The 23,086-nt window shown below is 68.0% G+C and carries 24 protein-coding genes; 15 read left to right on the top strand and 9 right to left on the bottom strand.

Annotated features, from left to right (window positions below; genetic code table 11):
- Positions 1–395: peptidoglycan DD-metalloendopeptidase family protein (locus ACSAMQ_RS07750; RefSeq protein WP_435395112.1), on the top strand; the 395-nt coding region annotated here is incomplete at its 5' end.
- A 23-nt stretch (positions 396–418) separates the two neighbouring features.
- Here the strand turns inward: ACSAMQ_RS07750 and ACSAMQ_RS07745 are convergent.
- The 3 genes from ACSAMQ_RS07745 to yhbY form a co-directional block, all read right to left on the bottom strand.
- Positions 419–1,054 carry a D-Ala-D-Ala carboxypeptidase family metallohydrolase gene (locus tag ACSAMQ_RS07745; RefSeq protein WP_435395111.1) on the bottom strand — a complete coding sequence of 212 codons (636 nt, stop codon included), beginning with the start codon at positions 1,052–1,054 and terminating at the stop codon, positions 419–421.
- Positions 1,051–1,425: an Mth938-like domain-containing protein gene (locus tag ACSAMQ_RS07740; RefSeq protein ID WP_435395110.1), complete on the bottom strand. Its 375-nt coding sequence runs from the start codon at positions 1,423–1,425 to the stop codon at positions 1,051–1,053. The genes ACSAMQ_RS07745 and ACSAMQ_RS07740 overlap by 4 nt, the downstream gene beginning before the upstream one ends.
- A 113-nt stretch (positions 1,426–1,538) precedes the next feature.
- Complete coding sequence (yhbY, locus tag ACSAMQ_RS07735) at positions 1,539–1,844, bottom strand: ribosome assembly RNA-binding protein YhbY (RefSeq protein WP_408950589.1); 306 nt, start codon at positions 1,842–1,844, stop codon at positions 1,539–1,541.
- Positions 1,845–1,922: 78 nt separating this feature from the next.
- Here yhbY and rlmE point away from each other — a divergent pair, with 78 nt between their 5' ends.
- The 9 genes from rlmE (at position 1,923) to ACSAMQ_RS07690 (ending at position 12,479) form a co-directional block, all read left to right on the top strand.
- Positions 1,923–2,570, top strand: a complete 648-nt coding sequence (gene rlmE / locus ACSAMQ_RS07730) for a 23S rRNA (uridine(2552)-2'-O)-methyltransferase RlmE (RefSeq protein ID WP_435395109.1) — start codon at positions 1,923–1,925, stop codon at positions 2,568–2,570.
- 151 nt (positions 2,571–2,721) lie between these two features.
- On the top strand, positions 2,722–4,629 hold the full coding sequence (ftsH, locus tag ACSAMQ_RS07725) for an ATP-dependent zinc metalloprotease FtsH (protein WP_435395108.1): 1,908 nt from the start codon (positions 2,722–2,724) through the stop codon (positions 4,627–4,629).
- A 362-nt stretch (positions 4,630–4,991) separates the two neighbouring features.
- A complete protein-coding gene (gene folP / locus ACSAMQ_RS07720) occupies positions 4,992–5,894 on the top strand; it encodes a dihydropteroate synthase (protein ID WP_435395107.1) in 903 nt (300 codons plus the stop codon).
- Between the two features lie 1,494 nt (positions 5,895–7,388).
- Positions 7,389–8,360, top strand: a complete 972-nt coding sequence (miaA, locus tag ACSAMQ_RS07715; RefSeq protein ID WP_435395106.1) for a tRNA (adenosine(37)-N6)-dimethylallyltransferase MiaA — start codon at positions 7,389–7,391, stop codon at positions 8,358–8,360.
- Between the two features lie 181 nt (positions 8,361–8,541).
- Complete coding sequence (gene hfq / locus ACSAMQ_RS07710) at positions 8,542–8,823, top strand: RNA chaperone Hfq (RefSeq protein WP_031374342.1); 282 nt, start codon at positions 8,542–8,544, stop codon at positions 8,821–8,823.
- A gap of 41 nt (positions 8,824–8,864) precedes the next feature.
- Positions 8,865–10,163 carry a ribosome rescue GTPase HflX gene (gene hflX / locus ACSAMQ_RS07705; RefSeq protein ID WP_435395105.1) on the top strand — a complete coding sequence of 433 codons (1,299 nt, stop codon included), beginning with the start codon at positions 8,865–8,867 and terminating at the stop codon, positions 10,161–10,163.
- A 142-nt stretch (positions 10,164–10,305) separates the two neighbouring features.
- A complete protein-coding gene (gene hflK / locus ACSAMQ_RS07700; RefSeq protein ID WP_435395104.1) occupies positions 10,306–11,421 on the top strand; it encodes an FtsH protease activity modulator HflK in 1,116 nt (371 codons plus the stop codon).
- A complete protein-coding gene (gene hflC / locus ACSAMQ_RS07695) occupies positions 11,418–12,281 on the top strand; it encodes a protease modulator HflC (protein WP_435395103.1) in 864 nt (287 codons plus the stop codon). The genes hflK and hflC overlap by 4 nt, the downstream gene beginning before the upstream one ends.
- A gap of 6 nt (positions 12,282–12,287) precedes the next feature.
- A complete protein-coding gene (locus ACSAMQ_RS07690; RefSeq protein ID WP_435395102.1) occupies positions 12,288–12,479 on the top strand; it encodes a DUF2065 domain-containing protein in 192 nt (63 codons plus the stop codon).
- A 176-nt stretch (positions 12,480–12,655) separates the two neighbouring features.
- Here the strand turns inward: ACSAMQ_RS07690 and ACSAMQ_RS07685 are convergent, their stop codons facing one another.
- The 3 genes from ACSAMQ_RS07685 to ACSAMQ_RS07675 all read right to left on the bottom strand — a co-directional run bounded on the left by ACSAMQ_RS07685 (position 12,656) and on the right by ACSAMQ_RS07675 (position 14,291).
- A complete protein-coding gene (locus ACSAMQ_RS07685) occupies positions 12,656–13,183 on the bottom strand; it encodes a hypothetical protein (protein WP_435395101.1) in 528 nt (175 codons plus the stop codon).
- A gap of 53 nt (positions 13,184–13,236) precedes the next feature.
- Positions 13,237–13,725 carry a YcxB family protein gene (locus ACSAMQ_RS07680; RefSeq protein ID WP_435395100.1) on the bottom strand — a complete coding sequence of 163 codons (489 nt, stop codon included), beginning with the start codon at positions 13,723–13,725 and terminating at the stop codon, positions 13,237–13,239.
- 98 nt (positions 13,726–13,823) lie between these two features.
- Complete coding sequence (locus tag ACSAMQ_RS07675) at positions 13,824–14,291, bottom strand: DUF6714 family protein (protein ID WP_435395099.1); 468 nt, start codon at positions 14,289–14,291, stop codon at positions 13,824–13,826.
- Positions 14,292–14,487: 196 nt separating this feature from the next.
- Between ACSAMQ_RS07675 and ACSAMQ_RS07670 the strand changes: the two genes are divergently transcribed.
- Positions 14,488–14,835, top strand: a complete 348-nt coding sequence (locus ACSAMQ_RS07670; RefSeq protein WP_435395098.1) for a hypothetical protein — start codon at positions 14,488–14,490, stop codon at positions 14,833–14,835.
- 36 nt (positions 14,836–14,871) lie between these two features.
- Here the strand turns inward: ACSAMQ_RS07670 and ACSAMQ_RS07665 are convergent, their stop codons facing one another.
- From ACSAMQ_RS07665 to ACSAMQ_RS07655, 3 genes are all read right to left on the bottom strand, one after another.
- Positions 14,872–15,342 carry a group II truncated hemoglobin gene (locus ACSAMQ_RS07665; RefSeq protein WP_435395097.1) on the bottom strand — a complete coding sequence of 157 codons (471 nt, stop codon included), beginning with the start codon at positions 15,340–15,342 and terminating at the stop codon, positions 14,872–14,874.
- A 184-nt stretch (positions 15,343–15,526) separates the two neighbouring features.
- Positions 15,527–15,937 (bottom strand): DUF6228 family protein, encoded by a 411-nt coding sequence (locus ACSAMQ_RS07660; protein ID WP_435395096.1) that lies wholly within the window; start codon positions 15,935–15,937, stop codon positions 15,527–15,529.
- A 101-nt stretch (positions 15,938–16,038) separates the two neighbouring features.
- Positions 16,039–17,031 (bottom strand): MBL fold metallo-hydrolase, encoded by a 993-nt coding sequence (locus ACSAMQ_RS07655; protein ID WP_435395095.1) that lies wholly within the window; start codon positions 17,029–17,031, stop codon positions 16,039–16,041.
- A gap of 547 nt (positions 17,032–17,578) precedes the next feature.
- Between ACSAMQ_RS07655 and ACSAMQ_RS07650 the strand changes: the two genes are divergently transcribed.
- The 4 genes from ACSAMQ_RS07650 (at position 17,579) to ACSAMQ_RS07635 (ending at position 23,050) form a co-directional block, all read left to right on the top strand.
- The gene (locus ACSAMQ_RS07650; protein ID WP_435395094.1) at positions 17,579–19,321 is read left to right on the top strand and encodes a hypothetical protein; all 1,743 of its coding nucleotides are present in this window, start codon (positions 17,579–17,581) and stop codon (positions 19,319–19,321) included.
- Between the two features lie 380 nt (positions 19,322–19,701).
- Positions 19,702–20,994: an adenylosuccinate synthase gene (locus tag ACSAMQ_RS07645; RefSeq protein WP_435395093.1), complete on the top strand. Its 1,293-nt coding sequence runs from the start codon at positions 19,702–19,704 to the stop codon at positions 20,992–20,994.
- A gap of 216 nt (positions 20,995–21,210) precedes the next feature.
- Positions 21,211–22,065 (top strand): NAD(P)H-dependent oxidoreductase, encoded by an 855-nt coding sequence (locus ACSAMQ_RS07640; protein ID WP_435395092.1) that lies wholly within the window; start codon positions 21,211–21,213, stop codon positions 22,063–22,065.
- Positions 22,066–22,387: 322 nt separating this feature from the next.
- Positions 22,388–23,050, top strand: a complete 663-nt coding sequence (locus ACSAMQ_RS07635; protein ID WP_435395091.1) for an ankyrin repeat domain-containing protein — start codon at positions 22,388–22,390, stop codon at positions 23,048–23,050.
- Positions 23,051–23,086 lie beyond the last annotated feature (36 nt).

Raw genomic sequence — 23,086 nt, 5'->3', positions numbered from 1 at the left:
CGGTCGCCGCCCCGATCAACAGCGGCATCCGCTGGCGCTGGCCGGCCGACGGCCCCTTGCTGAGCCGCTACGTCGCCAACGAGCCGACCAAGCAGGGCGTCGACATCGGCGGCTCCAGCGGCGCCGCGGTGCGCGCCGCGGCCGACGGCGTGGTGGTGTATTCGGGCACCGGCCTGGTCGGCTATGGCGAGCTGATCATCGTCAAGCACAACGAGCAATGGCTGTCGGCTTACGGCCACAACCGCAAGCGCCTGGTCAACGAAGGCCAGGTGGTCAAGTCCGGCGAGCAGATCGCCGAGATGGGCCGCAGCGGCGCGGCGCGCGACATGCTGCACTTCGAGGTGCGCTACAACGCCAAGCCGGTCGATCCGTTGCTGTATCTGCCGGCGAGGTAAGCCGGCGAAACGAGCCGGCGGGCTCAGCCCGGCCGGGCCGGCCCGGAACCCCGGCACAGCGAACTACTGCGCGAATAATCGCCGCCCCAGGTGCGGAAACCGGCGCTGTCGATGTGCGGGTGGCGGCGATCATAGAAGCCGAGGCCGAAGCCGGCCGCCTCGCCATGGCGGCGCCAGAACCCGCACAGCTCACGGGCCGGCGCATCGGCGGCCAGGTCGAAATCATAGGCGCCGCCGCTCATGTGGCGGCTGCGCGAGCTGCCGCCTTCGCAGCGGTTGAGGGCCGGGTCGCGATAGCCGGAGGTGATTTCGGCGCCATCGAGTAGTCCGGCCCGGCGCAGTTCGCCGATCAGCCGCAGCGTGCGCAGGGTATCCGGCCAGGCCGGTTTCGGCGGCAACGCGAACTCGGGCGCGCCGCATATCCGCCAGCGGCGCCCGCTGCGCAACAACTGGCTCAGCGGCACGACTTCGGCCGCGCCGTGGGCGCGCAGGTAGTCGCGGTACTCCTCGACTGCAGCCCGTCGGCCGTCGTCGAGCCAGCGCTGGTAACGCTCGGCCGGCGAGGGCAGGGCGCAGGCGTCGAGCAGGACCCCCACGATTGCCAGGGCCGGGGCGAACAGGAAGGCCGCCCGCCGCGAATGCGGCGCGGCCGGCTTCATGCGCCGAGCACGAACCCCATGACCACGCGCCGGCCTTCGCCGGCCAGCACGTTGAAGGTGCGCGCGGCGGCGGGGTTGGTCATGGTTTCCAGGCCGACGCCGCGGCCGAGGCAGGCGGCCAGGGTCGCCGCCGGGGGAAACGCCTGGGTCGCGCCGCAGCCGAGCACGATCAATTCGGGCTCCAGCGCGAACAGCGGCGCCAGGTCCTCGATGCCCAGGGTTTTCACGTCGCGCACCGGCCAGTCTTCGATCAGCCGGTTCGGCGCGAGGATGAAGCTGCGTTCCAGGCGGCGATCGTTGACCAGGGCGACCTGGCCGTCGGCGCCGCGCAGGAAGAACTCGTGATCGGGGCGTTCCAGGGTCAGCAGCATGGGGCGGGAATCGAAATCGGGAGGCCGGAATCGGGGAACGGGATGGCTGGAAGCAGCCGGAGTGGAGCAGGGCCGGGGCGTTCGGACTTCCTATGCCCCCATTCCGGGCCTCATCAGGTCCGCGGCAGGACGATCTGGCGCTTTTCCTTGCTCGGGCGGTACAGCACGGCGGTGTGGCCGATGCGTTGGACCAGGGCGGCGTCGGTGCGCTCGGCGATCTCAGCGATGGCTGCGTCGCGGGTGTCGCGGTCTTCGGCGCCGACCTTGATCTTGATCAGTTCGTGGTGCTCGAGGGCGCTATCGACCTCGGCGACCAGCGCATCGGTGATGCCCTTGCCGCCGACCTGGAGCATGGCCTTGAGGTCGTGGGCCTGTCCGCGCAGGAAACGGGTCTGGGCGGAGGTCAACAGGGTGGGCATTGGGTCACACGAACGGAGCGGGAGGGGCGCTCAGGGTATCATGGCGTCCCCAACCCCCACCGGGACGGCCGCCCGCCCATGGCGACCCGCAGCAAAAGCAGCCAGCGCTGGCTCAAGGAACACTTCTCCGACCCCTTCGTGAAGAAGGCCAAGGCCGAAGGCCTGCGTTCGCGCGCCGCCTACAAACTCGAAGAGCTGGTCGAGCGCGACCGCCTGCTCAAGCCGGGCATGGTCGTGGTCGACCTGGGCGCCGCCCCGGGCGGCTGGTCGCAGTGGCTGCGCCAGGAGCTCGACCGCCTGAACGCGGCCAAGCCGGGCCGGATCATCGCCCTGGACATCCTGGAGATGCCGGGACTGGCCGGGGTCGAGTTCATCCTCGGCGATTTCCGCGAGGACGAGGTCCTGGCCCAGCTCGAACAGGCCCTGGCCGGGCAGACCGTGGACCTTGTGCTGTCGGACATGGCCCCCAATATGAGCGGTGTGGATGCGGTGGACCTGCCGCGGGCGATGCACCTTTCCGAGCTGGCGATGGATTTCGCCGACCGGCATTTAAGGGTCGACGGCACTTTCCTGATCAAGCTGTTCCAGGGCGTGGGCTTCGACGATTACGTGCGGGAACTGCGCCGTCGCTACGCCAAGGTCTCGATCCGCAAGCCGGCGGCCTCGCGCAAGCGATCCCCGGAGGTGTACGCGCTGGCGCAGGGCAAGCGGGCCGCCCCGACCTGAACGCCAGGGCGTCGGGCCGACGGACGGCCGGCCGACCCACCTGCTTTTGGCAGGTGTCCGGCCACGGGTGGTGTGACAATCTGAGCGGTACCGCCGGCGCAAGAGGCGTCGGAGGACACGAGGCCCCACAGGGCCGCAGGCTAGGAAATACATGAACGATTTGGCCAAGAATTTGCTGCTTTGGGTAATCGTCGCCGTCGTGCTGATGGTGGTGTTCCAGGCGTTCGGCCCGCGTACGCCCGGCGCCGAAGCGATCCCCTACGATCAGTTCATCGCTCAAGTCCAGAGCGACCGGATCAAGGAGATCAAGTTCTCCGACGACCGCACGACGATCACCGGCACGCGCAAGGACGACACCAAGTTCACGACCTACGCTGCGCAGGACCCGTACCTGATCAACGACCTGCTCAACCACAAGGTCGAGACGGTGCAGACGCCGCAGTCGAGCAGCCCGTCGCTGGTGGTGATCCTGATCAACGTCCTGCCCTGGCTGCTGTTCATCGGCATCTGGGTGTATTTCATGCGCCAGATGCAGCAGGGCGGCAGCAAGGGCGCGATGAGCTTCGGCCGTTCGCGCGCCAAGCTGCAGGGCGAGGACCAGGTCAAGGTGACCCTGGCCGACGTCGCCGGCTGCGACGAGGCCAAGGAAGAAGTCGGCGAGCTGGTCGAGTTCCTGCGCGATCCCTCCAAGTTCCAGAAGCTCGGCGGCAAGATCCCGCGCGGCGTGCTGATGGTCGGCCCGCCGGGCACCGGCAAGACCCTGCTCGCGCGCGCCATCGCCGGCGAGGCCAAGGTGCCGTTCTTCAGCATTTCCGGTTCCGACTTCGTCGAGATGTTCGTCGGCGTCGGCGCCAGCCGCGTGCGCGACATGTTCGAGCAGGCCAAAAAGCACGCGCCGTGCATCATCTTCATCGACGAAATCGACGCGGTCGGCCGCCATCGCGGCGCCGGTCTCGGCGGCGGTCACGACGAGCGCGAGCAGACCCTCAACCAGTTGCTGGTCGAGATGGACGGTTTCGAAGGCGGCGAAGGCGTGATCGTGATCGCCGCGACCAACCGCCCCGACGTGCTCGATCCGGCGCTGCTGCGTCCGGGCCGTTTCGACCGCCAGGTCGTGGTCGGCCTGCCGGACGTGAAGGGCCGCGAGCAGATCCTGCGCGTGCACATGCGCAAGCTGCCGCTGCACGACGACGTCGAGCCGATGACCATCGCCCGCGGCACCCCGGGCTTCAGCGGCGCCGACCTGGCCAATCTGTGCAACGAGGCGGCCCTGTTCGCCGCGCGCGAGAACGGCAAGGACGTGCGCATGGAGCACTTCGACAAGGCGCGCGACAAGATCCTGATGGGCGCCGAGCGCCGCTCGATGGCGATGAGCGAGGACGAGAAGAAGCTCACCGCCTACCACGAGGCCGGCCACGCCATCGTCGGCCGCGTCGTGCCCGAGCACGACCCGGTCTACAAGGTCACCATCATTCCGCGCGGCCGCGCCCTCGGCGTGACCATGTACCTGCCGGAAGGCGACAAGTACTCGATGAACCGCGTCGCGATCGAGTCGATGCTGTGCTCGCTGTACGGCGGCCGCGTCGCCGAGGAGTTGATCTTCGGCGTCGACAAGGTCACCACCGGCGCGTCCAACGACATCGAGCGCGCCACCAAGATGGCCCGCAACATGGTCACCAAGTGGGGCCTCAGCGACGAGATGGGCCCGATCGCCTACGGCGAAGAAGAAGACGAAGTCTTCCTCGGCCGTTCGGTCACCCAGCACAAGAACGTGTCCAACGAGACCGCGCGCCGGATCGACGAAGTGGTGCGCGGCATCCTCGACAAGGCCTATGGCCGTACCTCGCAGATCCTCAAGGACAACCTCGACAAGCTGCACATGATGGCCGAGGCCTTGCTGCAGTACGAAACCATCGACGCCGCGCAGATCGACGAGATCATGGCCGGCCGCGAGCCGGGTCCGCCGGCCGACTGGGCCAAGTCGGGCCGCATCTCCAAGGACGACCCGGGTCCGGGCCGCCCCGGCAGCCAGATCGGCGGGCCGGCGGCGCAGACGTAATTCGGGACTCGGGGTTCGGGACTCGGGACTCGGGACTCGGCAAAGCACCGGGACTCGGGACTCAGTAGAAGCACAAAGCGAACGGCGCCCGAGAAATCGGGCGCCGTTTTGTTTGGGCTGGGTTTGGATTGGCAACGGCCGAAGCCTGGAAGATATCCAGGTTAGGCGGATGTCTTTGCTTCCGAGCGAAAATTAAGCATCCAGAATGCTTGCGTAAGCTCGAGGCAGCGCGAAAACTCTTTCCCGAGTCCCGAGTCCCGAGTCCCGAGTCCCGAGTCCCGAGTCCCGAGTCCCGAGTCCCGAGTCCCGAGTCCCGAGTCCCGAGTCCCGAGTCCCACTCTCGAATCCCAGACGGCGCACCCATGTTCGATCTCGCCCCCACCCTCGATTGCAACGGCCGCCGCCTGGTTCTCGACCGCCCGCGCATCATGGGCATCGTCAACGTGACGCCCGATTCCTTTTCCGACGGCGGCGCCCACGACAGCGTGGAGGCCGCGGTCGCGCATGGTCTGAAGCTGGCCGGGGAGGGCGCGGACCTGCTCGATATCGGGGGCGAGTCGACCCGCCCAGGCGCCGCCGAGGTGCCGCTGGAAGAAGAGCTGCGCCGCACGATTCCGGTGATCGAACGTCTGGCCGGCGCGACCGGACTGCCGATCAGCATCGATACCTCCAAACCGGAGGTCATGCGCGCCGCGGTCGCCGCCGGTGCCGGGCTGATCAACGATGTCTACGCGCTGCGCCGCGAGGGCGCGCTCGACGCCGCGGCCGAACTCGGCGTGCCGGTGGTATTGATGCACATGCAGGGCGAGCCGCGCTCGATGCAGGCCGACCCGGTCTACGACGATGTCGTCGCCGAGGTGCACCGTTTCCTGGTCGAGCGCCTGTTCGCCGCCGAGATGGCCGGCATCGCCAAGAAACGCATCGTCGTCGACCCCGGCTTCGGCTTCGGCAAGACCCTGGCCCACAACCTGGCCCTGCTCGCGCAACTGGAGCGCTTCGGCGAACTCGGCGTGCCGGTGCTCGCGGGACTGTCGCGCAAGCGCAGCATCGGCGAGCTTACCGGCCGCGACGAGGCGCGGCAGCGCGTCCACGGCTCGGTCGCCGCACACCTGGTCGCCGCCCAGCGCGGTGCGAAGCTGCTGCGCGTGCACGACGTCGCCGCCACCGTCGACGCGATCAAGGTCTGGGAAGCGGTCGCGGCGCAGCCGATGCCGCGGCGCGCGGCCGCCTCGGCGCCGAGCCTGAAGTGGCCCGACGACGACTGAGCCGGTTCGGCGCTTCGGTGCGGTGCCGAGCGCTCGGTCATCGAGGGGACGGTTCGCTCGCCACGCGCCTCGGAAAATCGCCGTCGCCGCGCTCGCTCTGCGGCAGGGTGCATCGCGTGGGACAGGCTGGCGAAAGATGCGTCTGCCCGAATCGCAGCATCTCGTCCTCAACAATCGCCGCGATCGCGAAAGCCTTGCCGCACAAGGCGTGAAACATGCTGCACGAAGATTGTCCGCAGGCTTGTCCACAGGCGTGGTGGGCAGCGCGATGCGGCCGCTGCGATGCGGTCGCATGCACCGGATCGGCGATTCCGGATTCCGAACACCACGGCCTCGCGCCCCATCGACGCTGCAATCCGTCGGCGTTCGCGACTGCGCGACGTCAAGCATTTGACGAAGCGAGCGACCCATGTCCTTCGATGCGGAGCGCATGGTCAAAATTTCGCCATGATTCGGACGCCTTTGCGACACAAGGCGTGGAACCCGATTCCACCGCGTGTGTCCGCAGCCTTGTCCACAGCGTTTGTGGACATCGCCGCGGCGGTTTCGCGCAAACGATGGCCGGCATGCGCGCAGTCGCTGCGAGTTCTGCGCGATTCGCGACGGGGATCGGATACCGCGAGCCGTGCTCGAACGCCGACAGCCGGCGAGATGCCGAGGCTCAGCGATGCGATTCGACCTCGTTCCAGGGGTGGTCAAAGTTTCGCCATAGTTGCCGCGCCCTTGCGGCGTAAGGCGTGAAACCCGATTCCATCGCCGCTGTCCGCAGGTTTGTCCACAGGCCTTGTGGACATCGCCATGCATGGGCGCGGACGACTCGGCCGCCTGTTTGTTGCGAGGCGACGCGACACCATGCCGATCGTGTCGGCAGCGGCGAGCGGCGCTCGTCGCGGTTCGCCTCGGCTTCGATGTCAAGCCTTCGACGCCGATTTCCTGCGAATTTTTCCCGCCGAGTTGGGTGGCGAAAATTTGATCAAACCTGTCGCGCCCTTGTCACACAAGGCGTGAAACACGGTTGCGCGGTGTCTGTCCGCAGGTTTGTCCACAGCGATTGTGGACAGCGCTCGCTCTGGCTTGCGCGCGGCCTCGTCGTGCCTGCGGTCGGTCTCGCTCCGGGATGCCGACAATGCGATGCAAGTCAAGAAAAATCAGTGATCAATAAATGATCAAACTTATCGCGAGCGTTACGCCGCAACGCATTGCGTCGGCTTCGCGAAGACTGTCCGCAGGCTTGTCCACAGGCTGTGTGGACAAACGTCATCGCCTGGTCAAAAAAGCGACAAACAGGCGCCATGCCTTGCCGGGCCTGGGCGCGACGGGCTTGTCCACAGGCTTGCCCCAGTGCTTCTCCACAGCTTCTGTGGAGCGCGCTCGCCGCGCCTCGCCCGCGCCCCATCCGGGCCGCGCGCGGAAGGCGGGGCGGGTGTGCGCTTCCTCGAGGCCCGCGCCTGTGCGAGGCTGCCGGCTCGCTCCACCGCCGTGCCGCCGTCCCGCATGAACGCTTCTGCCGATCCCCGCCCGCTCGCCATCGCCCTGATGGGCCCGACCGCGTCGGGCAAGACCGCGCTCGCCTTGGATTGGGCGCAGCGCCTGGGCGGCGAGATCGTCAGCGTCGATTCGGCCCTGGTCTATCGCGGCCTCGACATCGGCGCGGCCAAACCGAGCGCCGCCGAGCAGGCCTGCGTGCCGCACCACCTGATCGACCTGCGCGAGCCCTGGCAGCCGTACTCGGCCGCCGAGTTCGCGCTCGACGCCCGCCGCGCCCTCGACGACATCGCCGGCCGCGGGCGCCTGCCGATCCTCGCCGGCGGCACCGGCCTGTACTTCCACGCCCTGCTGCACGGCCTGTCGGCCATGCCCGAGGCCGACCCGGCCACCCGCGCGCAACTCGGCGCCGAAGCCGAAACGCTCGGCTGGGACGCCCTGCACGCGCAACTGGCGCAGATCGATCCCGAGGCCGCGGCGCGCATCCACGTCACCGACGCCCAGCGGATCCAGCGCGCGCTGGAAGTGTTCCGGTTGTCCGGACGCAGCATCAGCGACTGGCGCCGCGACTCGCTCGCCGCGCCGCGGCTGCCGTACCGCGTGCTCAAGCTGGTGCTGGCCCCAGCCGATCGCGCGGTCCTGCACGGCCGCATCGAGCGCCGCTTCGAGCAGATGCTCGCCCAGGGTTTCCTCGACGAAGTCCGCGACCTGCGCGCGCTGCCGGCGCTGCAGGCGCATCCGCGGCCGCGGGACTTGCCGGCGCTCCGCGCGGTCGGCTACCGCCAGGCCTGGGAGCATCTCGACGGCGACTACGACGCCCGCGAGTTCCGCGATCGCGGCGTCTACGCGACCCGCCAGCTCGCCAAGCGCCAATTGACCTGGCTGCGCAGCGAGCTTGACGCCCGTTGGTTCGATCCTTTGCGCGATGCGGCCGAACTGGAGCGCGCCCTGGCCCTGTTTATGGGCGCGGGGAGGCCCTAGACGCATCCGGCGCCCGGAATGTGCGCGCAAACCCAGAACCGGGTCGCAATGTTTGCTTTCACTTGCGTTAACATCGGCCGGTCGCCCCTGTGGGGACAACAGCCGGCGATACGGCCGTGCTCCGCACCACCGGTGCCGGGCGTGCCGTCCTAATAACTAGAACATGCTGGGGAATTAGAAGATGTCTAAGGGGCAATCCCTGCAGGATCCTTTCCTGAATGCGCTGCGTCGCGAACGCGTACCGGTCTCGGTCTACCTGGTCAACGGCATCAAGCTGCAGGGCACGATCGAATCCTTCGACCAATTCGTGGTGCTGTTGCGCAATACCGTGAGTCAGATGGTCTACAAGCACGCCATTTCCACCGTCGTTCCCGCGCGCAACGTTCGCGTCGGTCCGGGCGGCGGCTATGTGCAGTCCGCCGATGGCAGCGACAATGGCGACGGCGGCGACGAAACTGAGTAATTCGACGACCATGGCGGCGCGCGCGCCGACGGTGCGAACCCGTGTTTGAACGTTCGCGCAAGGGCGAGCACGCGCTGCTGATCCAGCCTCATGCCGGCGGCCCGCCGGACGAGGACCTGCTGGAAGAGTTCGCCGACCTGGCCAGGTCGGCGGGCGCGAGCGTGGCCGCGGTCCTGACCGCGCGCATCGACCGTCCGAATGCGGCGACCCTGATCGGCAGCGGCAAGCTCGACGAGGTCAAGGCTGCGGCCGAAGCCAGCGGCGCCGACCTGATCCTGGTCAACCACCCCTTGTCGCCGGGCCAGGAGCGCAATCTCGAACGCTTCCTCGAACGGCGGGTGGTCGACCGCACCGGCCTGATCCTCGACATCTTCTCGCAGCGCGCGAAGAGCTCGGAAGGCAAGCTGCAGGTCGAACTGGCCCAGCTCAAGCACATGGCGACCCGCCTGGTGCGCGGCTGGACCCACCTGGAGCGCCAGCGCGGTGGTTCGATCGGCCTGCGCGGCCCCGGCGAAACCCAGCTCGAGACCGACCGGCGCCTGCTGCAGAAACGCCTGGAGCAGTTGCAGCGCCGGCTCGACAAGGTCGAGGTGCAGCGCACCCAAATGCGCCGCGCGCGCCTGCGCAGCGAGCTGCCGCGCGTGGCCCTGGTCGGCTACACCAATGCCGGCAAATCCACCCTGTTCAATGCGATGACCGGCGCGGAGGCCTACGCCGCCGACCAGTTGTTCGCGACCCTCGACCCGACCGTGCGCCGGATCGAGCTGTCCGGCGGCGCCGCGGTGCTGGCCGACACGGTCGGCTTCGTCCGCGACCTGCCGCACGAACTGGTCGCCGCGTTCCGCTCGACCCTGTCGGAGGCGCGCGAGGCCGACCTGCTGCTGCACGTGATCGACGCCGCCGACCCGCTGCGCGACGAGCGCATCGCCCAGGTCGACGCGGTCCTGAACGAAATCGGCGCGGGCGACCTGCCGCAGGTGCTGGTGTTCAACAAGATCGACCGCCTCGACGGGGTCGAGCCGCGCATCGACCGGCCCGGCGAAGACAACAGCCGGGTCTGGGTCTCGGCCCGCGACGGCCAGGGCCTGGACCTGCTGCGCAGCGCCCTGGGCGAGGCCCTGCAGCTGCGCCATGTCGCCGGCAGCGTGCGGATCGCGCCGCAGGACGCACGCCTGCGCGCGCGCCTGCACGAGCTCGGCGCGGTGCGTTCGGAGCAGGCCGACGAGCATGGCTGGCTGGTCGAAGTCGACCTGGCCGTGGCCGACGCCCAGCGCCTGTTCGCCCAGCCCAACGGTGAGGCATTGCGCCCCTTGCTTGAGGCCGTTCAGGCCCCCACCTAGAATCGACGGGTTCGTGCGCGGGTGACGCGTGCGGACTCCCGCGGCGCCACCGGCGCCGTGGACCGGTCGCGGCGCAGGCCGTGGCCGGTGCAGCGGGCTGGACAGGACGTCCCGCCCGGCGCCCACATCTTTAGGAGCAGGCATGGCCTGGAACACCCCTGGCAGTGACAATTCCGGCGACAACCCGCGTCCGCCGCGACAACGCAAACCGCAAGGTCGCGGTCTCGATGCTGTGATCGAGCCCTTGCGCGGCTTGTTCGGCAACGGAGGCGGCGGGATCCTGCGCTGGGTCGCGCTGCTGCTCGGCCTGTGGCTGGTGTTCAACTGCTTCGTACTCGTCACCGAGCAGGAACGCGGCGTGGTCCTGCGCTTCGGCGTGTTCTCGCGCGTCCTCCAGCCCGGCCCGCACTTCAAGGCGCCGTGGCCGATCGAACGCGTGACCAAGCTCAACGCGACCCAGAGCCAGGCCTACACCGAGACCATCCCGGTGCTGACCCGCGACGGCAACATGGTCAACGTCGAGATCAACGCCCAGTACCGGATCGAATCGCCGCGCTTGTACCTGTTCGGTTCGCGCAAGCCCGACGACGTGCTCAAGCAGGCCGCGCAGAGCGCGGTGCGCGAGCAGATCGGCCGCTCCGATCTCGACACCGTGCTCGGCGCGCGCAGCCTGCTGACCGCACAGGTGCGCCAGCGCCTGCAGGCTTCGCTCAAGGACTACGAGACCGGCCTGATCCTGACCGAGCTCAACCTGCCCAATGCCCGCCCGCCGGACGAGGTCAAGGACGCCTTCGACGAGGCACAGCGCGCCAACGCCGACAAGACCACCTCGATCAACCAGGCCCAGGCCTACGCCAAGCAGATCGTCCCGGAAGCGCGAGGCGAGGCCCAGCGCGTGCGCACCACGGCCGAGGGCTACAAGACCTCGACCATCGCCCGCGCCCAGGGCGACGCGACCCGCTTCTCGCTGCTGGTCGAACAGTACAAGGGCGCGCCCGACGTCACCCGCAAGCGGCTGTGGCTCGACACCGTGCAGGAAGTGCTGACCCAGAACCGCAAGATCGTCGGCGGCGATTCGCGCCAGGTGCTGTACGTGCCGATGGACCGCAACGTGCCGACCACGCCGGGCCCGGTCAGCGTGCCGCTGGTGACCCAGCCGGAAATGCTGAGCCCGGTCACCGCGACCGAATCGCAGGCGACCGTGCCCTATGTCGGCCGGCCTGCGCGCCCCAAGTCCCGCGATGAGGTGATCCGATGAGAGTTCCCGCCCTGATTGCCGCGGGCATCGCGCTGCTGCTCGCGTTGCTGGGTTCGGTGTTCGTGGTCAGCGAAGGCCACAGCGCGATCGTGTTCCGCCTCGGCACCGTGGTGCGCGAGGACATCGGCCCCGGCCTGCGCTTCAAGTGGCCGCTGATCGAGACCGCGCGCGTGTTCGACCGCCGCCTGCAGATCCTCGAATCGCCGCCGGAGCGTTACCTGACCGCCGACAAGCTCGACGTCAGCGTGGACTTCTTCGCCCTCGGCCAGATCGACGACATGCGCCGCTTCTTCCAGGCCACCGGCGGCGACGAGACGGTCGCGGTCGAGCGCCTGGCGCCTATCATCCGCGACTCGCTGCGCAACGAGATCAACTCGCTGAACCTGCTCGACGTGGTCAAGGGCGATCGCGAAGCGGTGATCGGCAAGCAGCTCGAAACGATCAACAAGGGCGCCGCGACCCTGGGCATCCGCATCAAGGACATCCGGATCAAGCGCATCGACCTGCCGCAGGACAGCAACGTGCTGGCCTCGGTCTATAACCAGATGCGCTCGCAGCGCCTGCAGGTCGCCAGCCAGTTGCGCGCCGAGGGCGTCGAGCAGGCGCAGGCGATCCGCGCCACCGCCGATCGCGACAAGACCGTGATCCTGGCCGAAGCCGAGCGCGACGCCCAGCGCCTGCGCGGCGAAGGCGACGCCGAAGCCACCCGCATGTACGGCGAGGCCGCCAGCAAGGACCCGGCGTTCTTCACCTTCCAGCGCAGCCTGGAGAGCTATCGCAAGTCCTTCGCCGACGGCCAGAGCGTGATCGTGCTCGACCGCGACGATCCGTTCCTGCAATACCTCAAGTCCGACCGCTGATCGCGCATGGTCGGTGAGTTGATCCGGGCACTGTGCCTCGTCGCAGTGCTCGAAGGCCTGTTCCTGTTCGTCGCCCCGAACGGCTGGAAACGCGCAGCCGAACAACTGCAGGCCTTGCCCGACCGCCACCTGCGCATCGTGGGCGGCGTGGTGGTCGCGATCGGTGTGGTGTCGTTGTGGGTGCTGCGGGGCGGGTGAGGGCTAGGCCGTCACCGGCGCGACCGCGACGCCTCGATCTCGCGCCGATGGCGACGGCAGCCCCGCAGGGTAGGAGCGCCGCAAGCCGCGACCGCGCGACCGGCGGCTGTCGCGTCTCCGGCCGCAGAGCGGAAAAGCAACATCAAGACTGAAGGTCCGTCGCTGACGCGGCAGGATTACTTCGAGTGGCTTTTCTTGCTGCCGGACGGGCAGGGTGCCGGCGGGCGCGGGACCTGATGCAGCCGGTCGAGCGTGTACTCGGAGAATGCTTTTTCAAGGCTGTTCTTGCCCGCGAGTACGGACTCGATTCGAGCGCGATCGCCGCTGGCCGGGCCGTATACGTCGCCCAGTTCCAGCAGAGTGCCGAGGTCGCCGGATAGCTGCGGTGCGGCGCTGGAGGCAAAGGCGGCATAGTACTTGCCGACATCGAGGCGAACGCCGCAGCATTGTTGCGTGGAATAACGGATGGTCCTGGTGCTCGCGGTGCCGCGCAGGGTGTCGACGATCCGGATTTTGCCGATCACGCGCGTCGTCCACGGGTCGCTCGAGCCTTCGGTCTGGAGTTCGGAACTCAACAGCCGGAAGACGAAGACATGTTTGGCCCGCCGTGCGGACACGGTGTCCAGGGGTGGTCGCGTGCACTCGCAGGCAGCCGCGGCGGTCGAGGCCAGCATCGCGATAACGAAGACGACGATCTTGCGCATGGGCGGATCTAACTCGGCAGGCGAAGCGGATGACGAGCGGGAACGGTGGGCCGTCAACCGACCTTGCCGCCCGCCGCGACGACGTGCTCGAGAATGAAGTTCCGGGCGTCGGCTGGAACATCGCTCAACGGCAGGGTGACGAACTGGGCCTTCGAGAACAGCAGCAGCCAGCAGGTTTCGAACTTCCACACTTCGGTGACCGCCGACCAGGGCAGGGTGCTGGAGCCGCTGTCGGCGCTGAGGCTGAAATTTTTCTCGGTAAGGACCAGGCTCGCCTGCGGCTTGCGCATCGCCTTGAGCTTGCGCAGCGAATTGCGGTAGTGGACGAGATAAAGCATCGTCATGAAGCCCAGGCCCAGTGCGAAGGTGGCCGCCATCAGGCCGGTCAGCCAAGAGCCGTCCCGGTTCGCCAGCAGCACCCCGAGCGCGACGGCATTGAGCGCGAAGACGATCAGGAAGCGCAGCCCGACGACTCGCCGCCAGAAGCCGAGCACAGCTTGGCGCAGCAGCGGTTCGGTGTAGTTGAGGGTCAACGAATGCATGAGGCGCCTGAGTCGAAGGAGGCGTGAGCCGGATGGAAGCGATGCGTTCGCGCGCGGTTGCCGAACTGCATGGATGGTGCCAGCGCGTCGCGCGCCAGTCACCCGGCGGACCCCGCGCGATAGGTGGCGCCCGGCGCCCAATACTCTTCCAGGGCGAGGATGGCGTCGTCTTTCCAGGCCGAGGCTTCGCTGAAGGCCAAGGCATCCAGCACGGCGGTCACGGCCTGTTCCTGATCCCGGGTCAGCGAGGGCAAGCGCGGCGGGTCGCGGTCGGGCGGGCGCAGCGAGCTCAGCAGCGCGTCGACCGCCATCGAGTCCGCCCGCTCCAGGTTGAGCAAGGCATATCGCAACAGCACCGGCAGATAGTGCCGCCAGGAGCTGGGATCCAAATGTGCGATGCCCCAGTGATGAGCCTCCAGATACGCGGCGACCGGATGATCGAGGTCGGCGTCGAATGGCGGCGGCGTGCCGTAGTCGTCGAGAGCATCGCCGCCGCGCAACGACATCGCAGGCGTGGCGGAACAGTCGTGGAACGCCTGGTCGATGGCGGTGAGAATGCGGTCCATTGCCTTGCTGCCTGGTCTGGATGTAACAGAACGATTCGGCTGGACGGAGCGGCAACCGTGAGGGATACGATAACGCCGAAGGGCTCAATCCTCATCGTATTCAGCAAGCACTCCACTCAGCCTTTACTTGGCCGGGCGCTCAATAACTGGCGAATCCGAAGCAGCGCACTGGCTGCATCCGAATCGGGAGGCGACGATGAACGACGAAGCGGCGTGGGGCATGGAAGAGCGGTTCTGGCTCGGCAGCGCCGACGATAACGAGGGTGTGTTGAGCCCGGAATGCGTCATGGCCTTCGCCGAGCCGGTCGGCATTCTGCGCGGCAGCGCGATCGTCGAAAGCCTGCGTTCGGCGCCACGTTGGGCTTCGGTCGACATGACCGAACGCGTCATCGGCCGGCCCGATCAAGCGACCCTGGTGCTGGCCTACCGCGCGGAAGGCACTCGCGAGGAGGCCGATCCGTATCGGGCGTACTGCACCTCGACCTATCGCCTGACGGGAGCCGAATGGCTGCTGGTCCAGCATCAGCAGACGCCGATCCATTAGCGCGGCGGCTGCCGACGGCGGCAGCAACCGCCGGGCTCAGCCCGTGTACGGGCCCTTGACCTCGCCCCAGCCCCAGCGCGGCATCGGCGCCTGCGGGTCGACCGTGACGCCGGGCTGCGAATTGATCACCGCCAGGCGCGATCCCCATTCCAGATAGCCGACCAGCGCCGAACGAAACTCCGGGTCGTCCGGCAGACCGAGCTCGTCGGCGGTATCCAGCAGCAGACCGACCCAGCGCCGCCGCATCTCCTGGCTCAGATGGCGGTTGAGGTGCTGGCGGACCATATGCGGATGGCCGCCGTATTGGCGGCTGTAGTCGTCCGGCCCACCCAGCGCCTCAGCGAGAAAGGTCGCGACATGGCCCGGATGGTCCGCGGCCATGTGTTCGAACACCGGCCCCAACAGCGCATCGGCCTTGACGTGCAGGTAGAAACGATCGGTCAGCCGGTTCAGCGTATCGATGCCGCCGAGCCAGTCGTACAGGGAGGGGATGCGTTGTTCGGACATGACGTCGTATGGATTCGGTGGGGCGGCTGGGCCACGTGGGATTACAGTCTTAATGAGACGGCTGCATGGAGCTTATCGTCGCCACCGCGAGATGCGACCGGTAACCAGTTCAACGAAATACCGAATGAAACATTCGGGTAACCCCGTGTTTTTTGGCAGCCAAAAGCTTAGTCGCGCACGGTACTCAGGTATCTGCCATGGCACGAAAAAAGCGATTCGCGGCCGTCGCGATTGTTGGCAGTTGCCCAAGCTCCAGCTCAAGCCCGCTTCGTACTTCCCATTCCTCGGGTGCTCCAAAGGCGCCGTGGATGACGATCGTCAACGTTACCTGTCCCAGCGATGAGCAGGCGGCGGCGAGCGAGAAGTCGCCTTCCATCGAGGTATATCGTTCGCTCCCGGACCAGGGGCGCATATAGGCGCCCAGGCGCGAGAAGAACTGGATCAACTCGGTTGGGCCGACAGGGCAATGGACTTCCTGGGCGCCATGGATCGACGCGCCGCGAAGTTCCACCCGGAACGAATAGCCGTCTGCATCAAAGAACCGAAGCTGCTTGTCAGTGCGCACCGACCTGATGATGAAATCGGTTGTTTCCATCGAACCGCCAGCTGTTGGTGTAAGCGAGGCTTGCCTGGGCGAAGCCGCGAACGCCGCACGCGCAGTGCGGACGACTGCGACGCGCGCCGCCTCCATACGAATCAGCGAGCCGCGTCCTGCTCGGCTTCCCAGACGAAGCTGTGGCCCTGGGCCTTGACCTGCCCCAGCCCCGGGAAGGGGAAATGCACGGCGTAGACGCGCAGCTTGCCGTCGGCGGCGCGCTGCAGCAGTGCGCGCCGGCTGGTCTGGGCCAGCGGTGCGTTCGTGTCGTACTGCACCGTCCATTCGGGGCGTTGCACCGAGATAACGTGGTGATGCGCGGTGTCGCCGAGGTACAGCAGGCGCTCGTCGCCCGATGCGATTTCGTAAGCGCTGTGGCCCGGGGTGTGGCCGTCGATGGCCACGGCGGTGACTACGCCGGGAACGATCGTCGCGCCGGGCTGGAAGGTCGCGACTTTCGGTGCGATCGCGGCGACCAGCGCGGCGGCGTCGCGGTCGCTCTTGAGGGCTTCCCATTCCGGCGCCGAGAGGTGGATGGCCGCGTTGGGGAAAGCCAGCGCGCCGTCGCGGGTCAACAGGCCGCCTACGTGATCCTGGTGCTGGTGCGAGATGAAGACATCGGTGACCTGGGACGGCTCGACGCCGGCGGCGCGCAAAGAAGCGGGCAAGCGCCCGGCGCGCGCGAACGAGGCGTCCGCCGCGCCGGTGTCGAACAGCAGGGTGCGAGCGCCGCTGCGGACCAGCAGGGGCTGGATGCTGAGGTGCAGTATCTCGGTCGGCGCAGCCGCGGCCGCAAGCAGCGCCTTGACCTGATCGACGGGCTGGCCGATGGCGAAGGTCTTGCCGTCGTTGGCGACCTCGATGTCGCCGTCCTTCAGCGCCGCCGCGTCGAGCGCGCCGATGCGGAAACGCAGCACGTCGGGGTTGGCCGGCTGCTGCGACACCGAAGTCGCGGCCGGCGTCTGCGCCGGAGTCGGAGTGGGCGTGTCGGCCGCGGCCGGCTTGGGTTCCGAACAGCCGGCCAGGATCATGCTGGTCAGGGCCAGGCCGGCCAGCAAGCGGACGGCCAGGACGGAGCGGTAGCTGCAAGTCATGATGAGGCTCTCGATAGGGCGGTGGAATACGGACGGGCGACAGCGCGGCCCGGCGGATACTTGAGCGGTGAGGTCGTCAGATAGGCGATGCTCATTATCGCGAGACTCATCATCGGCCAGAAGCGCGAGTCGATGGGCTTGAGGGATGAAACAGTGTGAGCCGCACGGCCGGCTCGCGCGGAAGAATTCGGGCCGCGGCGGTCGCTTCGAGCCGGCCGGCCACGCGCGTTTCGCGACTCACGCAATCTCTCCTGTGCACGACGCGCATCAAGCACGCCCGGAGACCTCCATCACTGTTGACCGAAGGTCGCCGGCCGCGTTGCGAATTCTTCCCACGCCGTCCCGGTTTCGACCCGGTTTCGTCCTGTCGCGGCGAGGACGATGCGACTAGAACCGGGGGCGGCGAACAGCGCGGCCTGCGGCGGACATGCCGGCAGGCCCGCACTGCGCCGCTTCCGTCGATGCAAGCGGCGCCGGGCCGTCGGAGTCCGGCAGGCCGGCGCCGCGCAGCGACGCACATCCATGCATCTGCTTATGGAGTAGCGTCATGAAGGAATCGTCCCAACTGCGGCGTACCGCGCTCGCGCTCGCGCTGTTGTCGCTGAGCGGGTCGGCGCTGGCCGCCACCTGTCCGGCCTATAACCCGTCCAACAAAGCCAACAAGCTGTATCTGGTGTACCCGACCGCGCCGCTGGCGTTTCCGTCGTTCGGTTTCTCCGCGGCTTCGGCCACCAACCCGGCGGCGCCGTTCACCGCGGTCGACCTGCCGAGCTACACCGGCACCACGGTCGCGCTGCGCGATGCGGTCAGCCATGTGGTCGAGCTCGATTACTGCGAGTTCAACGTGCAGGTGATTCCGAGCTCGACGCTGCCGCCGGCGACGTTCGCCCGGCGCAACGTCGTCGCGGTGACGACCAAGGCCAACATGACCGACGGTCTGTTCGGTCTCGCCCAGGCCGTCGACACCAACGACCCGACCGCGATCGACTATTCCTACGTCTGGGGCGGCACTTATCAAGGCTGGACCGGCGGCCCCGGCGGCGCCTTGAACGGCGCCAATTCCACGCTCGACCGCTGGGCCAACTCGATCGGCGGCACCGCCGCGCACGAGGCCGGGCATAACTACGGCCTGGCCCACAACACCATCGTCGGCCCGGGCGAGGACACCTACAAGCATCATGTGATGCCGGCCGGCGGCAGCCTGACCGCCGAGGACCGCGCCGGTTATCGCCGGCATTTCAGCGACCACGAGTTCTCGGTGCTGGCGGCCAACGTCGGCCTGTCGCTGCAGACGATGTGGAACTGGGACCTGGTCAATCCGAACGCGGCGCCGGCGCACAGCCTGGATCTGCGCGTGCTGTATCCCTCGGCCACGCCGCCGGTGATCGACTGGGCCTACGCGGGCTGCAACAGCCCGTGGATCAACCCGACCGTGATCGGCCCGATCGGGCCCTCGGAGGTATTCCAGGGCGGCACCTATTACCCCTACACGGTCAAGTGGAGCACGCCGAACCCGGGCTGGGGCACCGGCGGCTGCGTCGGCCTGCCGGGACCGCCGGGGCAGGCGCCGGGCGGGGTCAAGTTCCACATCGGGGCATCGTTCGCCGGGGTGAACTTCGGCCTCTCCACGCTCAATCCGATCGTGATCAAGGACATCGCCCTGCGCGATGTGGCGAGCAACCCGATGGCCTTGAACCCGCGCCTGCATGCCTTCGATGCCGGCACGCTCGACAGCGTCGGCAACCTCAACCTCGGGGTGTTCAATCTCGCCGCCGCTCCGCTGGTGGTGCGCGACCTGCAGATGATGGAACTGCCGCGCGTGCTGGCGCTGGACCAGATGGTCGTCAACGGTCGCATCGCCGACTTCCTCGGCGTGCCGTTCCAGCCATGGCCGAACACCACCCGCACCCTGCTGCGCGAAGCCAGTCTGTCGCAGGGCAAGGGCCTGAGCGTGCCGATCGCCAAGGTCGACCAGCCCCGCCACGTCTATGAGGTCATCACCGCCGACGATTGCAAGAAGAGCCAGGCCGACCGCTTCACCGCCGGTCCCGACACGGCCGACTGCCGTCCGGGCACCAACATCGACTTGTTCCCGTCGACCACGGTGTATTTCACCGCCAACAGCGTCGACCCCAGCGCGACCTACTGGGACCCGGAGAAGCGCGCTTATGTCCGAGGCGCGTTGAGCACGCGGACCTACTACCAGCTCAGCGGTCGCCGCCTGGACAAGGACCGCAACGGCATCGACGACTACGTCGACGCGCGTCGGGGCGAGGCGCAAGGCAAGTGAGGGCATGACCGGTTGAAGCCGCCGGGCGCGTCGGACCGCCCGGCGGCCTGCGGGCCCGGCGCAAGGCCGGGCCCGCGTTTTGTCCGGCGTGTCCACCGCGCGGCCGGTGCCCAACAGGCGGGCTCCGGCCGCTCGGCCGGGTCGGGGCAGGGGCGGTCCATGAACGAATCCGGCCGATTTTTCCCAATCGGCCGATCCGGACCGATTTGGGGTGGCCTTGGCCTATCGAAACCCGGATAATGCACAAAAGCCGGCCGGGGACATCCCCGCCGGCTTTTTTCCGTTCATGGCCCTGTGGCGCGGCATCGGCTGCGACTGGGCCGGGACGGTCGCCTCGCGGCCAATGCCGCTTTCACAGCAAGCGCAGGAGTTACAAGGTCATGGGTCAGTCAGTCGTCGTTCTCGGTGCCCAATGGGGCGATGAAGGCAAGGGCAAAATCGTCGACCTGCTGACCGAGCAGATCGGCGCCGTCGTGCGATTCCAGGGCGGCCACAACGCCGGCCACACCCTCGTCATCGGCGGCAAGAAGACCGTCCTCCATCTGATCCCGTCGGGCATCCTGCGCGACGACGCGCTCTGCCTGATCGGCAACGGCGTGGTGCTGAGCCCGGCCGCGCTGCGCAAGGAGATCGGCGAGCTCGAGGAAACCGGCGTGGAGGTACGTTCGCGTCTCAAGATCAGTCCGGCCACGCCGCTGATCATGCCGTACCACATCGCCCTGGATCAGGCCCGCGAGAAGGCCGCCGGCGGCAAGGCCATCGGCACCACCGGCCGCGGCATCGGCCCGGCCTACGAAGACAAGGTGGCGCGCCGCGGCATCCGCGTGGCCGACCTGCATTACCCGACCCAGCTCGCCGAGCAGCTGCGCACCGCGCTGGACTATCACAACTTCGTCCTGACCAAGTACCTGGGCGTCGACGCGGTCGATTACCAGAAGACCCTGGACGAGGCGCTGGCCTTCGGCGAGTACGTCGAGCCGATGAAGTCCGACGTCGCCGGCATCCTTCACGACCTGCGCAAGCAGGGCAAACGCGTCCTGTTCGAAGGCGCGCAGGGCTCGCTGCTCGACATCGACCACGGCACCTATCCCTACGTCACCTCGTCCAACACCACCGTCGGCGGCGCGCTTGCCGGCACCGGCGTCGGCGCGGACTCGATCGACTACGTGCTCGGCATCGCCAAGGCGTACGCGACCCGCGTCGGCGGCGGCCCGTTCCCGACCGAGCTCGACGACGAAGTCGGCCAGGGCATCCGCGACCGCGGCCAGGAATACGGCGCCACCACCGGCCGTCCGCGCCGCTGCGGCTGGATCGATATCGTCGCGCTGAAGCGTGCGGTGGCGATCAACGGCATCACCGGCCTGTGCATCACCAAGCTCGACGTGCTCGACGGCATGAAGACCTTGAAGATCTGCATCGCCTACGAATACCGCGGCAAGCGCACCGAGTACGCGCCGCTCGACGCCGCCGGCTGGGACGAGTGCACGCCGGTCTACCTGGAGTTCCCGGGTTGGGAAGAGAACACCCACGGCATCACCGAATGGGACAAGCTGCCGGCCGCGGCCCGCGCTTACCTGCGCGCGCTGGAAGAGTTGGCCGGTTGCCAGTTGGCGATCGTCTCGACCGGCCCGGACCGCGCCCACACCATGGTGTTGCGCGATCCCTGGGCCTGATTCCCGGGCGTACACCCTCGCCGATCCGCCCGCCATGGGATGAACGACGAAGCCCCGCGAAAGCGGGGCTTTTTCGTGGACGGCCCGCCGGTGCGAGCCTGGCTCGGTCTCGTTCGATTGGTGCCTGATGCGACGCGCAGCGTCGATGAAAATGCCTCACTGCGGAACGATGGGATTGGCTAAGTTAAGCCATCTCCCATGCAGAGGCCGCAGGCCATGTCCACGCACCCGCCGCAAGCACCATCGACTCTCACGCCCGAATCGCAGCGCCCCAAGCGGGTGCTGATCGTCTACGCCCATCCCGAGCCGGCCTCGTTGAGCGGATCGCTCAAGGACACGATGCGAGAGCATCTGCTCGCGAACGGGCACGAGGTACAGGTCACCGACCTGTATGCGCAAGGCTGGAAGGCGAGCGTCGACGCCGAGGATTTTCCCGGACACGACCCGCGCGAACGCCTCGCCGTGGTGCACAGTTCCAAGCGCGCGTTCGCGTCGAATGCGCTGACCGAGGACGTGCTGCGCGAGCAGGAGAAACTGCGCTGGGCCGATGCGCTGATCCTGCAGTTTCCGCTGTGGTGGTTCACGATGCCGGCCATCCTCAAGGGCTGGATCGACCGCGTCTATGCCTATGGTTTCGCCTACGGCGTCGGCGAGCATTCCGACACGCGCTGGGGCGACCGTTACGGCGAAGGCCAGTTCGCCGGCAAGCGCGCGATGCTGTCGGTCACCGCCGGGGGTTGGGCCGACCACTACGGCCCGCGCGGCATCAACGGCGACATCGACGACCTGCTGTTTCCGATCAACCACGGCGTGCTGTATTACCCGGGCTTCGACGTGCTGCCGCCGTTCGTGGTCTACCGTAGCGACAGCCTAGACGCCGAACGATTCGCCGTCGCCCAGGCGCAGCTGCGCGAGCGCATGGATGGCTTGTGGACGCAGGCGCCGATTCCGTATCGCAAGCAGAACGCCGGCGACTACGAGGTGCCCGCGATGACCTTGAAACCCGGGCTGGAACCGGTGGGTACACGCGGCTTCGCGCTGCACCTCGATCGGCGCCGCGCCGCGGGGTGAGCCGCGGGACGCATCCGTGCAGGTCGGGCCTTGCGCCGAGCCACGGACGTTTCGGCCGCATCGGCCGCGACGGCCCGCCGGGTTTTGTCATGCCGGCGGCATAGCGGAATGCCAGGATGGTCGTGCGCGTGCGGCCGGCCGGGTTTTGTGACCGAGGTCCGCCTCGGCTGCGGGCTCCGGCGGTTCTTGCTAGGCTGGGCCCGCCACGGTACGACACCGTATGTCGCTAGACGCTACGGTAGGGGATACGTTCCGCGCGCGTCGTTCGACGTCCCGCCACGCCGCGGGCCTTGGGGTAAGCAGTGCTCAGGAGGAGTGCAAGATGGCAGTAGTCGATATTCACGAGGTGTTCGCCGACCCGGCCGTGGCCGAACTGGCCGAGGCGGTCGCCGCTGGCGACAGCGCCGACATCCGGCGCTTGGCCGCGGGCGTGGACCTGCGCTCGCACGGCGACAAGAACGTGACCCTGCTCGAGTGGGCGGTGCTCAACCAAAGCCTCGACGGCCTGAAGGCCTTGCTCGAAGCCGGCGCCGATCCGGCCGAACCCGGCATCGACGGCGGCACCGTCGTGCACATGGCCGCGATGGCCAACGATCCGGCCTATCTGGAAGTGCTGCTCGCGCACGGCGCGGCGCCGAACACGCCGCATGGCGAAAACGGCTCGGCCCCGCTCAGCGCGGCCTTGATGGGCGAGCGCTCGGCGCAGTTCCATCGTCTGCTCGAAGCCGGCGCCAACCCGAACCACGCCGACCGCCTAGGCAATACCGCCCTGCACGTCGCCGGCAAGATCAACCAGCCCAATCGCGCGCTGGAACTGCTCCAGGCCGGCGCCGACGCGGACGCGCGCAATCGCCAGAACGTGACCTTCCAGCGCTATCTGTTCATGACCCCGCCGGGCTTGTTGAACGCGCAGACCCGCCAGGATCGCGAAGCGCTGGTGGCTTGGTTGCGCGAGCATGGCGTCGCGGTCGAAAGCGGCGGCTGAGCGCTGCCGCAGTGCGAGCGCGCCGGCCGGGGAGTG

The sequence above is a fragment of the Lysobacter sp. 1R34A genome (assembly GCF_051217035.1).
In the GTDB taxonomy this organism is placed as follows: Bacteria; Pseudomonadota; Gammaproteobacteria; order Xanthomonadales; family Xanthomonadaceae; genus Lysobacter.
The sequence above is the reverse complement of the archived record's forward strand: the minus strand, read 5'-3'. Positions and strand labels throughout refer to the sequence as shown.